The 12176-nt window shown below is 57.8% G+C and carries 12 protein-coding genes; 5 read left to right on the top strand and 7 right to left on the bottom strand.

Going from position 1 to position 12176, the window contains the following annotated elements:
- Positions 1–13: 13 nt before the first annotated feature.
- On the bottom strand, positions 14–784 hold the full coding sequence (tpiA, locus tag FS819_RS07140) for a triose-phosphate isomerase (RefSeq protein WP_070164696.1): 771 nt from the start codon (positions 782–784) through the stop codon (positions 14–16).
- 565 nt (positions 785–1349) lie between these two features.
- On the opposite strand from tpiA, the gene FS819_RS07135 reads away from it, so the two are divergent.
- Positions 1350–2546, top strand: coding sequence for a GGDEF domain-containing protein (locus FS819_RS07135; RefSeq protein WP_156547756.1), 1197 nt, complete (start codon positions 1350–1352; stop codon positions 2544–2546).
- Between the two features lie 28 nt (positions 2547–2574).
- Here FS819_RS07135 and FS819_RS07130 read toward each other — a convergent pair whose 3' ends face one another.
- On the bottom strand, positions 2575–3468 hold the full coding sequence (locus FS819_RS07130) for an alpha/beta hydrolase (RefSeq protein ID WP_156547757.1): 894 nt from the start codon (positions 3466–3468) through the stop codon (positions 2575–2577).
- Positions 3469–3769: 301 nt separating this feature from the next.
- Between FS819_RS07130 and parE the strand changes: the two genes are divergently transcribed.
- Positions 3770–5893, top strand: a complete 2124-nt coding sequence (gene parE, locus FS819_RS07125; RefSeq protein ID WP_409050039.1) for a DNA topoisomerase IV subunit B — start codon at positions 3770–3772, stop codon at positions 5891–5893.
- Positions 5894–5941: 48 nt separating this feature from the next.
- On the opposite strand, the gene FS819_RS07120 is transcribed toward parE, so the two are convergent.
- A complete protein-coding gene (locus tag FS819_RS07120; RefSeq protein ID WP_156547758.1) occupies positions 5942–6427 on the bottom strand; it encodes a GNAT family N-acetyltransferase in 486 nt (161 codons plus the stop codon).
- Positions 6428–6561: 134 nt separating this feature from the next.
- Here FS819_RS07120 and FS819_RS07115 point away from each other — a divergent pair, with 134 nt between their 5' ends.
- On the top strand, positions 6562–6960 hold the full coding sequence (locus FS819_RS07115; protein ID WP_156547759.1) for a hypothetical protein: 399 nt from the start codon (positions 6562–6564) through the stop codon (positions 6958–6960).
- A 27-nt stretch (positions 6961–6987) separates the two neighbouring features.
- On the opposite strand, the gene FS819_RS07110 is transcribed toward FS819_RS07115, so the two are convergent.
- Positions 6988–8124 carry a DUF2336 domain-containing protein gene (locus FS819_RS07110; protein WP_234624408.1) on the bottom strand — a complete coding sequence of 379 codons (1137 nt, stop codon included), beginning with the start codon at positions 8122–8124 and terminating at the stop codon, positions 6988–6990.
- A gap of 74 nt (positions 8125–8198) precedes the next feature.
- Between FS819_RS07110 and FS819_RS07105 the strand changes: the two genes are divergently transcribed.
- Positions 8199–8924 (top strand): aldolase/citrate lyase/malate synthase family protein, encoded by a 726-nt coding sequence (locus FS819_RS07105; protein WP_156547761.1) that lies wholly within the window; start codon positions 8199–8201, stop codon positions 8922–8924.
- Here FS819_RS07105 and FS819_RS07100 read toward each other — a convergent pair.
- Both FS819_RS07100 and FS819_RS07095 read right to left on the bottom strand, forming a co-directional pair.
- On the bottom strand, positions 8913–9518 hold the full coding sequence (locus tag FS819_RS07100; RefSeq protein ID WP_070150796.1) for a flavin reductase family protein: 606 nt from the start codon (positions 9516–9518) through the stop codon (positions 8913–8915). The two genes, FS819_RS07105 and FS819_RS07100, sit on opposite strands and share 12 nt — an antisense overlap.
- Entirely contained in the window at positions 9518–10102 is a 585-nt protein-coding gene (locus tag FS819_RS07095) for a nitroreductase family protein (protein WP_070164689.1), read from the bottom strand. Before FS819_RS07095 ends, FS819_RS07100 begins: the two co-directional genes overlap by 1 nt.
- 222 nt (positions 10103–10324) lie before the next feature.
- Here FS819_RS07095 and FS819_RS07090 point away from each other — a divergent pair, with 222 nt between their 5' ends.
- Positions 10325–11311 (top strand): RgsD C-terminal domain-containing protein, encoded by a 987-nt coding sequence (locus tag FS819_RS07090; protein ID WP_156547762.1) that lies wholly within the window; start codon positions 10325–10327, stop codon positions 11309–11311.
- Positions 11312–11317: 6 nt separating this feature from the next.
- Here the strand turns inward: FS819_RS07090 and nadC are convergent, their stop codons facing one another.
- Entirely contained in the window at positions 11318–12175 is an 858-nt protein-coding gene (gene nadC, locus FS819_RS07085; protein WP_156547763.1) for a carboxylating nicotinate-nucleotide diphosphorylase, read from the bottom strand.
- Position 12176: the final 1 nt, after the last annotated feature.

Below are 12176 nucleotides of genomic sequence, written 5' to 3'. Positions count from 1 at the left end.
TTTTCAACAAAGATCAGGCCGTCAAATCCGAATAGACACCGTATATGGCAAGGAAATCAGCGGCTTTCAAGCTAGCGCCACCAATCAGCGCACCATCCACATTGGCAACGCCCATCAGTTCCCTGGCATTCGAGGGCTTGACAGAACCGCCGTAGAGGATTCGCATTTTAGCCCCCTCATTACCTAACCGGCGCGTCAACTCGGCCCGCATGAACGCATGGGCCTCGGTCACGTCAGCGATAGTTGGCGTCACGCCGGTGCCGATCGCCCAGACGGGCTCATAGGCAATGACCGTATCTTCGGCGAGCGCTTCGTCCGGCACGGAACCGGCGAGCTGACGCTTGAGAATATCCAGCGTCTGCCCTGCTTTGCGCTGATCGGCGGTCTCGCCAATGCAGATGATGGCCGTCAGTTCCGCCGCATGAGCCGCAACCGCTTTGGCGCGCACCAGATGATCGGTTTCTGCGTGATCGGTACGGCGTTCGGAGTGACCGACAATGACATGAGTTCCGAAGCAATCGGCGACCATTTCCGCCGAAATGTCACCGGTATGGGCACCAGACGCATTCTGATGGCAATCCTGCGCACCAATAAGCAGCGGACTGTCGTCGCAGAGCGCGGTTGCCACGTAAAGCAGCGTGGCCGGCGGGCAAATCAGACTGTCCACTTTTTCGCTGAGCGGTCCTTTCACGCCTTCGGCCATCGCCTTGATCTGATCAAGCGCGTCGCGGGTTCCGTTCATCTTCCAATTGCCCGCAACAAGCGGACGTACATCTGGTGTCATATCGATCCAACCCACCCTGATTCCATGACCCTGATCCGCCGGAAACCGCTTTTTCGCGCCTCAACCGACACCAGGGAAATCATAAACAATAATCTTCCACATTAAAGCGCGGCGTATTCCATTGAATTCAACGATGTCGCGCTTTGTTTTATTTTCCGCATGTCCGTTATCGTTCAACTGATTCCAGTTGAACGCGACAGGCTATAGACACCCTATAAAAGGACGTGGCGGCAAAAAAGGCAAGTTGCAATGCAACATGCCGTTAATTCATGCAGGATGGCAACTTAACCCTGTGATTTTAGGGATTAAAACAGAGATTTTTCTAGGAAAAATGGGAGACTGATTTTCCGAAAAGACAAATGAAAACAAGAAAAGATTCGAGTCTCTCTGTTTCAATCCGATGCTGCCAAACTCTTGAACCAAATCCTGGGCGGCCTGTTTAACAGATTCGTTCTTCGCAAGACTTTTAAATTGTTTTGATATTTCTTAACGCCGACGCTTCTCCAAAGCCACGTTTCGGCGTATGCGGAAAGCTTGTTTCCCCTTAGCCAACCGGAGAGCCGCAATGGCCACCGTATCCCTTGAAGCCATCGACCGGCAAATTGCCCGCGGCTTCCCGGCGTTGCGGTTCAGCCCTGCCTTAGAATCGGAATTTCTTCAAGAATATGTCGCCCATCGCGTCAAGCTGACACCATTCTGGGCAGTGGTCGGCACGCTTATCTACGACGCCGTTTTCATCGGTGACGCGACGATGATGGCCGATGTGTTCGACAAACTGCTGATCGTACGCTTCGGGATCTTCACGCCTTTCGCAATTATAAGCGTGCTTGCCGTCAGACGCTGGCGCACGGCCCTTAATTACGAACTTCTGTCGCTGGGAATAGGCACACTCAGCATTCTCCTGCCGATGTCGGTCGCAATCTACAGCCAAAGTCCGTACATGTTTGTTTATCAGAACGGCAATGTCGCGGCTTTCCTGTTCTTCGTCATTGCGCTGCGGCCACGGTTTCATATCGTGGTGATCGGCCTGACGCTGATGTGCGGCGTACTGCTGAAAACCGCAAAGCTGAACGGCTCGTTCGACGACATCACCTATAGCGGGCTGATCAGTTTCTACATCACAATCGCAATTTTCCTGGCGCTCGGTGCCTATTTTCTCGAACATGCCGATCGAATGAATTTCCTCAACAGGCTGCGCGCCGGCCTGCTGCAACAGCAATTGGAACACAATGCCGCCCGTGACGAGTTGAGCGGACTGCTGAACCGTCGCTCGCTGGTGCAGGTTGCGACCGACATGTGGAAAGGCAAAATGCCGGCAAAACATGTTTGCGCCATCATGCTCGATATCGATGATTTCAAGCTTTACAACGATGTGCATGGCCATCTGGAAGGGGATGAATGTCTGCGCACCGTCAGCCAGTGTATTCGCGACAATGCCGGTGAAAAAGGCTTCGCCTTTCGCTACGGCGGCGAGGAAATGCTCGTTTTGCTGCCAAATACCGATGTCGACACCGCCTGTGCGATAGCAGAGGCCATCCGCCAGGCCATCGAGTGCATGAACATCCCGCACTTGGGCAAAGGCAGGGGCCAGGTGACAACAGCAAGTCTGGGCGTAGCGGAAGGCCCCACGGCAACAGCTTCATTGGAAGACCTGCTGAACCGCGCCGACGCGGCCCTTTACGAGGCAAAGCGCAGCGGGCGCAATCGTGTCTGCGTGAGCGGGTCAACGCAGCTCGATCTGGAATTTGCCAGGGAGAACTGAAACCCGGCGCTCCCAAAAACAGGAGTTTCTAGCGGATCAGCCAGTTGAGAACGGCGCGCCAGTCGGTCATGCGCACCGGCGTCCCATGAGAACCGGTCAGAAACAACGTGAAACGGGTTGGATAGCCGGTGCGGTGCAGGCGTTCGTAAAGCGCGATCTGGTCGCCAGCGGCGTAGACGCTGTCGCGGCTGCCATGGGTAAACCACATCGGCAGCTTGCGTTTGAAGGCCGCACTGGCAGTAAAATCCGGATCGCTGGCTCCGCCCAGAATGGCCATGCCGGACAGTTTGGCAACGATTCGCTCGTCACGGGTCAGGCCCCAACAGATGAAACTGCCCATGGACGCGCAGGACACCACCACCGGACGCCCACCGGAATGGGCCGAGGCATAATCGATCAGAGCGGCGACCTGCGTTACCCCCGATTGGTCGAAGGATCGCACGGAAGGTGCGTAATAGGTTCCACCATTGTCGCTGGCGAGATTTTTCAGCCGGTTGAAATTGCCGCCGAATTTGTAGTCATCGGCTCCAAGGCGGCGGTCCCCGCCCCGGCCGTGAATGAAGATCACCGTGAAGGCTGCACCATCAGCAGGTCCGGTCCTCGTTACGTCCAGCTTGCCGGCATCACCGAGATCCAGCGTCTCGTCCTTTTGCTGGTGACGCACACCAAGCGAGACGTAGGCGGATTTGACCCGGCGCTCAGGAATTTCGTCGCGGCCATTGATGTCGCGCATTTCCTGATAGTCAATGGTCTGGAAATCGCCCTTGTCGCGGCTTTCCAGCACGGTCTGGCCGGAAAACAGCTCGTCCTTGAACGGTTTGAGGCTAAAGGCGGGCGCACTCGTTGCAGGCAAAGAGCTGGCGACCGAGCAAAGAGCGGCCAGAACCACGGGGGCGAACAAATGAACTGTGGACATCCGCATCGGGATCAGGTCTCCTTAACGGCGCAGCCTTGCCACGCCGTCACGAGAAACGCAAAAGTTTTCCTTGAAAACAGGCTGAATGGACATGGTTTGACCAAGTGCGACATAATTCTCCCGCGTCCTTGCCGCAACAGGCAATAAAGGAATGGGCGTACTTGAACGCAATCGGTTGATTGTTGCCGAGAATATGCGCTAATCAGGAACAAACCGGAAACTGTGCTGCACGGGCCAGAGACTGACGGGCACATGCCCTATCGCGAGACAGAATTCTTCACGGTGCTCCGCTGAAGACCACAAGCAAATGACAGACAAGATCATGGACGATAACAACGACCTTTTCGCTGCCCTGCCGTCGACGCCCCCCAAGGCGGCGAAGACGCAGAAAGGTGCTGCCGATGTGGCGGCGGCTAGTGCCACGACTGTTACTGCCGCCCAGCCGGAAACCCCGGCCAAGGCAGTGGCTTTCGGCTCAGCCACGCCCGCCTCCACTGGCAATCCCGACGATTATGGCGCGTCCTCCATCCGTGTTCTGGAAGGGCTGGAGCCGGTGCGGATGCGTCCCGGCATGTATATCGGCGGCACGGACGAAAAGGCCCTGCACCATCTGTTTGCCGAGGTGATCGACAATTCGATGGACGAGGCGGTGGCAGGCCATGCCAATTTCATCGATGTCCATCTGGATGCCGAAGGCTTTCTGACGGTTTCCGACAATGGTCGCGGCATTCCCGTCGAGCTGCATCCGCAGGTTCCGGGCAAATCCACCCTTGAAGTGATCATGACCAAGCTGCATGCGGGCGGCAAATTCGACGGCAAGGCCTATGAGACTTCCGGTGGCTTGCACGGGGTCGGCGTATCCGTCGTCAATGCGCTGTCTGATCTGCTGGAAGTGGAAGTGGCCCGCAATCGCAAGCTCTATCGCCAGCGGTTTTCGCGCGGCGTGCCGCTGGGCGGGTTGGAAGAATTGGGCGATGTCCATAACCGGCGTGGTACGCGGGTGCGCTTTCACCCCGATCCGCAGATCTTCGGTGATCACGCGAAATTCGATCCGGGCCGGATTTTCCGCATGGCCCGCTCCAAGGCCTATCTGTTCGGCGGCGTGGAAATCCGCTGGTCCTGCGATCCGGCGATCCTGACCACCGGCGGCGACATCCCGGATAAGGCAGTGTTTCACTTCCCCGGCGGGTTGAAGGATTATCTGGCCGCGACCCTGGGCAAGGAATTTACCGTCACCCGCGAAATTTTTGCCGGCAAGACCGAAAAGACCGGCGGCCATGGCGCGATGGAATGGGCGATCACCTGGTATGGCGGCGATCCGCAGGTTCATTCCTATTGCAACACCATTCCGACCCCAGAAGGCGGCACGCATGAGGCCGGTTTGCGCATTGCGCTGACCAAAGGCTTGAAGAATTATGCCGAACTGACCCAGAACAAGCGTGCCCAGCAAATCAGCACCGATGACGTGATGATTTCGGCGGTCGGCATGTTGTCGGTTTTCATCCGCGAACCGGAATTTGTCGGTCAGACCAAGGACAAGCTGGCGACGGTCGAGGCGCAGCGTCTGGTCGAAAACGCCCTGCGCGATCCGTTCGACCATTATCTGGCTGACAATCCGAATGAAGCAGCCAAGCTGTTGGACTGGGTGATCGAGCGGGCCGAGGAACGGCTGCGGCGGCGCAAGGAAAAGGAAGTCAACCGAAAGACCGCGGTGCGCAAGCTGCGCCTGCCCGGCAAGCTGGCGGATTGCGCCCAGAACACCGCCGAGGGCGCGGAACTGTTCATCGTTGAGGGAGATTCGGCTGGCGGCTCTGCCAAGCAGGCCCGTAATCGCTCCAACCAGGCCATTCTGCCCTTGCGCGGCAAGATCCTCAATGTCGGGAGCGCCAGCCGTGAAAAGCTGATGGCCAACCAGCAGATCGCGGACCTGATCCAGGCGCTTGGCTGTGGCACCCGCACCAAATATCGTGATGAAGACCTGCGCTATGAGCGCATCGTCATCATGACCGATGCCGATGTGGACGGCGCCCATATCGCTTCACTTCTGATCACGTTTTTCTATCAGGAAATGCCGGAACTGATCCGGGGCAATCATCTCTATCTCGCCGTGCCGCCGCTCTACGTGATCCGGCAGGGCGCAAAGACGGTCTATGCCCGCGACGACGCCCACCGTGCCGAACTGATGGAAACCACCTTCAAAGGCAAGAAAGTCGAAATCGGTCGCTTCAAAGGTCTCGGCGAAATGATGCCAGCCCAGTTGAAGGAAACCACCATGGACCCGGCCAAGCGGATGCTGCTGAAAGTCGAGATCGACGACGTCGATTTCGAAGGCACCCGTGATGCCGTGGACGCGTTGATGGGCACAAAACCGGAAGCCCGCTTCCGGTTTATTCAAGACCGGGCAGCCTTCGCGGAAAATCTGGATATTTAACCTTTCAACAGGAACGGCTGAAACCAAACAGATTTTGGGCTCGGCTATTCAAGCTGATGGATTTTCCAGGCGTTTTTCCATGAACAGGCTGAGCGGATCGGGACGGTATGAGCCGAATGGCGGGATTTCCTCAAAACCGGCCTTTCGGTAAAGACCAATCGCTTCCGGCTGGCTGATGCCCGTCTCAAGGCGCAATGCTTCAAGGCCAAGCTTTTTTGCCTGGTCTTCCAGCGCCGTCATTAGCTTTTTGCCGAGGGACAGGCCTCTTGATTGCGGGTCGACAAACATCCGCTTGATCTCCGCCGTGCCATCGCCAGCCTCGACAATTGCGGCACAGCCCACCACCTGCCCTTCATGGCGCGCCACGAAAAAATGGACATCAGGCTTTTCCAGGGATGACACGTCGAGAAGATGGTTGCTTTCCGCTGGATAGAGAGCAGCCATATAAGCATCGGAGAGATCCAGCAACCGGATCACGTCGGGCTGGCGGGGCGGCTCAATGGTGATTGCCAAAAGAGGATTGTTCACGGACATCTATCGATCCTGAGAGACCTCCGACCGGACAAAACAGATTATGCGTTATAATTTTCTGTTCGAGGGCCGATTGGTCTTGGTTGCGCCAATCTTGTTGCGTTACTGATAACTTTACTGACTGGAAGGACGAGCCGATGCAAGCCTCACTCGTGATCATGACCATTCTGGGATGCAATGACAGCGTCAGCCAATGCCAGTATATCGCCACCGCCGAGCAGCGCTGGGTTTCGGTGGAATTGTGCAATCGCGATACGGAAAATGTGCTGGGCCAATATTCCAATGTGAATTTCCCCAGCGTCGTTGCCTTTTGCCAGCAGCAGACGGTGACACCTCCACAGACAACCGTGACAGCGGTCCCAGCAACACCAACCGATCCGGTACCTGAAGCTGAAAAGCGGTCTCTGGCTGATCGTGCCATCAACAGTGTAAAACAGGTTCTGCCCGGCAAGGAGGATATCAAGATGGTATTCACCACCCCGGTGCATGTGGTCACCGATACCTATGCTTGGGCTGCGAAAAAACTGACCAAATAAACCGGAACGACCACATCCCAGAAGAGATCAGGCTGCATCGACCACAAGATGTGCGGCATATTGGCGGGCCTGTCGGCGCTCGTCCTGGTGAAGCATGGTTTCCACCAGATCCAACAATTGCCGCGCTGCTTCGCTCGACGCCAGCTTGCTGCCCTTGGCAAGAAGCGGCTGGCAAATACTGCCGATCTCACCATGGGTCGCCGTCTGCACAGCATGACGCCAAAGCAGCACGGCTTCAACGAACAGCGGTGCGATTGTGTGGTCAAGACCGGCTGAAAGAAGCAGCGCCCGCACAGCATGCATGCGGCCCGTTGCCAGAATCGAGCGCACCCGGCGCTCCTGCAAACCACTCAGCGATTCGATGGCGCTGGCGAAGAAATCCACCTTGCCTCGGCACAGAAGTTCGATCAGCAAGGCGGGCGTCAATTGGCCATTGATGCGCATCTGCTCGACCAGATCGGGAATTTCATCAAAGCTGACTTCACCGGCAATCACTGCGGCTGCGCTGACGCCGATTTCGCGGTTCAGCCGAGTGAGCTTGCTTTCCCCAAGGGAAAATCGCAGTAGGCCGGAGGCCGCAAGCGCCTGACTGGCTTGTGAAACCAGCAGGTGCCTCGCCCGACCCGGCAAGTCCAGCCGCTCCAGCAAGACACCCCTCACCGCGTCATGGGTGCCGTGGCGCTCAGCCAGTCGCAGTAGGCTGAAAGGTGAAATGGCGGCGGTGGGATTATCGAGCAGAACCAGACATTCCGGCAGGTCGCCAATCTCGCTAAGGGCGGCGGCAACGGCAGAGGAAAGCTGTGGACGCGCGGCAATGAAGGCCCGCGTCATGCCGCTGCCTCGACCGGCCAGATCAACCAGGTCACGGTCTTGCAGCACGGGCGAGCAGAGAATGACCCGAGAGGCGATCTCCGGCTGGTCTTCACATAAGGAGATCAGGATGGCGCGCGGCGCCTCAGCCGAACAGGCCAGCGCCTCGGCCAGCGCCAGCCGCACTTTGGGTGAGGGATCGTCCAGAAGATAGGTCATGGCGACGTAGGTGGAGCGCCGGTCGTCTTCGGTCATCGGGGAATGCAGATAGGCCCGGCCCAGCGCATTGGCGGCCTTCGCCCGGTCGCACGCCTTTGCGGTTTCAGACCAGCGAAAGAAAGCCTTTACAAGCACTGACAACCCCAATCAAAACTAAACCCGACCCATTGCCATTATGGTATGCGAGAAAAGTTTAAGATTGGTTCACCATGTCGATTAACCATGAAGATCGGAAGGATCAGCGTTTGCTTTTCTTCAAGGAGAAACCTTGCCAGGCGCTATTGCTGATCGAGACAAAACAAGAGTCGTCGCCAGCCTCCCCGGACGCACTGGTTTTTGGCAGCACCGATCCAGCCGCAGTATATGCCAGCTGGCGACAAAAAAACCCCTCACCCACCCTGCCCGTGCTGTTTCATCTTTCCGCCCGGCTGGACCATGATGACTTCGCCACTCTTCTCGCCCGGCTGATGGCGCTGGAGCCGGATGGGTTGATGCTGACGGATATCGCAACGGCCGCCGATAGCCAGCGGCTGGATGCGCTCTTGCGGGTCGAGGAAGCGAGAGCCGGGCTTGCCGATGGCAGCACACCATTCATTGCCCTTCTCGGCGGCGACCCTTCCGGCTTTTTTCAGGCATCCGATATCGCCGCCAGTTCGGCAAGGTTGCTCGGCCTTGGCCTGGATGAAAAAGCGGTCGTCACCAATATCAAGGCCGAGACACCGCGCCACGCACAGCCGGTGCTGGAAACCTGCCGCAGTCTCGTGCAACTGGCCGCCGCCAGCGCCAATCTGCCTGCCTTCGTTCGCCCATGCAGCCCCGAAGATACTGACGCCGCAGCCGGTCTGGTCAAGCGCGGCTTTAGCGCGCTGATCGGCGATGGTGGCAAGGCGGTGGCAGCGATCCGCGCCGCCTTGCCGGGAAAATCAGGCCTTTGACGGTCGTACCATCTGGAACACTTCGGTCACGGCCGCATAGTCCAGATAGCCCAGCCGTGACAGGGGTTGCACCAGCGTTACATCGAACCGGCCATCGCGCATGGCACTGTCAGCCAGATGAATGCCGACGACTTCACCGAACACCACGAAATTCTCACTGGGTTCACCCGACAGCGTCTTTGGCGAAATCACTTCGGTAACCTTGCATTCCAGCACGGCATAGGCTTCGTCCACATAAGGCGCGTCCACCAGCCGGGCCATGACGGGGGTCAGCCCGGCAAGCTCGAATTCGCTGGTGCCATAAGCTGCCGGTGCCGAAGACCGGTTCATGGCCTCGCCTAAGTCGCTGCTGACGAAGTTGGCCGTGAAGCAGCCGGTTTCCTCCACATTGCGAAGGCTGTCCTTGCGCCCGGAGGAGGAAAACATCACCATTTTCGGCTTGTCGGAAATGGCGTTGAAAAACGAATAGGGCGCCAGGTTGAACGATCCGTCCCGGCCCTTCGATCCGATCCAGCCGATAGGACGTGGCGAGACCACGGCCTTGAACGGGTCGTGCGCCATGCCATGGGCATTGGTCTTGGTTTCGTAAAACATCAATCCGTGTCTCCCATCCAGCTCACCACGTCATCTATGCTCGGGCGCGGGCGCTCGACAATCGGAAATGTCGTAGACCCCATGTGAATAAAGCCAGCTACCTTCTCGCCCGGCTTGATGCCCAGCAAGGGAAACGCCTTTTCATCGAAGGCAAACCATTCGGAAAGCCAATTGGCTACATAGCCATGGGCGTTGGCCGCCATCAACAGATTGAGGCAAACCGCACCCGCCGACATGACCTGTTCCCATTCCGGCACCTTGGGATGCGGTCCCGCCGTGCTGATCACGCCGATCACCACAGGGGCGCGGGTGAAGCGAGCGCGCTCGACCTTGATCATCTCCTCATCCAGCTCCGGCTTTTTCTCCAATGCCATGGCCAGCAGCGCCTCGCCGATTTCAACCCGCTTGTCGCCGCGATAGACGATGAAGCGCCAGGGGGCGATCTTGCCGTGGTCGGGCACGCGCACCGAAAGCTTTAGGATAGATTCAAGTTCTAGTCTGGAGGGACCGGGCTCGCACATCTGAAAAGCCGGAACGGAACGACGGGTGGCCAAATAATCGAGAAGGGTGATATGTTCGTACATGTTAACGTCTTTTCCTTGAAGATCGGCGGAGCCTTGAAGAAAGTCAGATCAGAGGTCGTGAAAGCCCGCCCTGCGAAAGCGTCGGAATTCAGAGCCCGAATACTAAAAAACTGGAGTAGAAAATTCAGGAAATTGCAAGCCTTGAATTTGCCTTGGCGCTCGGATTGTAGTACCAGCCGATCAACACGCCAATCATCGCGGTTGAATCGGTCGGGCATTCATATGATATCTTTTTCCTGCCGTCTTCCCCTGATCCTCGCGGCCTCGCTGCTGGTGGCAAGCGCCGGACCCGGCATGGCCGAGGATGCATTCAAATCGTTCAAGCAATTGGACAGCACGGTGAAAATGCCGAAGCTGAGTGCGTTTTCCACGCCGATTGCCCCTGCCCCTCAGTCCCATTCCAAGCTTATCCGGTTTGAAGCAAAGCTCGACAATGACGGCCAGCCCTTGCAGCAAGGCCTGGAATGGCGGGTGTATAGCCCGATTGCCGGCAGCGACGGCAAATTGCCAATGGTCGCCAGCAGCCAGGGCGGCTCGGCGGAACTGCAATTGGCGCCTGGGGATTATTTCGTCAATGTGTCCTTTGGTCGGGCGGGCGTTACCCGCAAGCTCGATGTGCCTACCGACGGCGAAGTGCAAAAGCAGGTCATGGTGCTGGATGCTGGCGGCATGGTCTTGAATGCCGTTTCCGGCCCAGACACCCGGATCAAGCCCACCAAACTGAAATTCAAAATCTACGCAGGCGATGGTCCCGAGGACAATGATCGCGGCCTGATCATGGACAATATCGAGCCCAACACACTCGTCAGCCTCAATTCCGGCACCTATCACGTCGTCTCGCAATATGGCGAAGTCAATGCGCTGGTGCGCGCCGATATCAAGGTCGAAGCCGGAAAGATCACCGAGGCGACGCTCCAGCACCGCGCAGCCCAGATGAATTTCAAGCTGGTCTCGGAACCGGGTGGCGAAGCGATTGCCGATACCGCCTGGTCGATCCTGACCTCCTCCGGCGATGCCGTGGCGGAAAGCGTCAGCGCCTATCCGGTTCTGGTTCTGTCTGAGGGCAATTATACTGCTATTGCCCGCAACAAGGACCGGATCTACCAGAAGGAATTTCAGGTCAAAGCCGGGGTAAACGCCGATGTCGAATTGCTGCTGAAAGACAGCCAGCAGAATGTTCAGCAGCAGGCCGGATACGACACCAACTGAGTGTCCTCACTCGGCCTCGACAAAATCCAAGCCGATATCCAGCACCGGCGCGCTATGGGTGATCCAGCCGACCGACAAGAGATCGACGCCGCTTTGCGCCACCGCCCTTGCCGTTTGCGGGGTGATGCCGCCGGATGCCTCGGTAATCGCCCGGCCTGCGACGATTTCCACTGCCTGGCCCAATTGCTCCGGCGTCATATTATCAAGTAGCACGGCATCGACGCCGATTTCCATCGCATCATACAATTGCGCCAGCGTATCGACTTCCACCTCGATCTTGACCATATGCCCGACGCCCTCCCGCGCCCGCCGGATGGCTTGGGTGACGCTGCCGGCAATGGCGATGTGATTGTCCTTGATCAGCACCGCATCGTAGAGCGCAAAGCGATGGTTCATGCCGCCACCCATCCGCACCGCATATTTCTCCAGAGCCCGCAGGCCCGGCGTGGTTTTGCGGGTACAGGCGACAGCCGCTTTGGTGCCGGAAACAGCAGTGACAATCTGGCTTGTCACCGTGGCAATGCCGGAGAGATGACCGAGGAAATTCAGGGCCACCCGCTCGCCGGTCAAAAGGCTGCGGGAGGAGCCGGAAATTGTTGCCAGAATATCGCCCGCCTTGACCGCCGTACCGTCGCTGACATGGCAGGTCATGACAAGACCGGGATCGACCAGTTCGAAGGCGATGGCACTGGCATCGAGCCCGGCAATCACTCCGTCCCGGCGGCTGGCGATCTGCACCGTCGAACGGTGGTCCGCCGGGATGACCGCCATGGAGGTAATATCACCGGCCAGTCCCAGATCCTCCGAGAGGGCATTGCGCACCAGCGGCTCAACGATGACGCGCGGCAGGGAATGAGAAAACATG

The organism is Allorhizobium sp. Av2, assembly GCF_021462805.2.
GTDB lineage: Bacteria > Pseudomonadota > Alphaproteobacteria > Rhizobiales > Rhizobiaceae > Allorhizobium > Allorhizobium vitis_G.
Note: the sequence above shows the minus strand (reverse complement) of the source record. Positions and strands in the feature narration are given on the sequence as shown.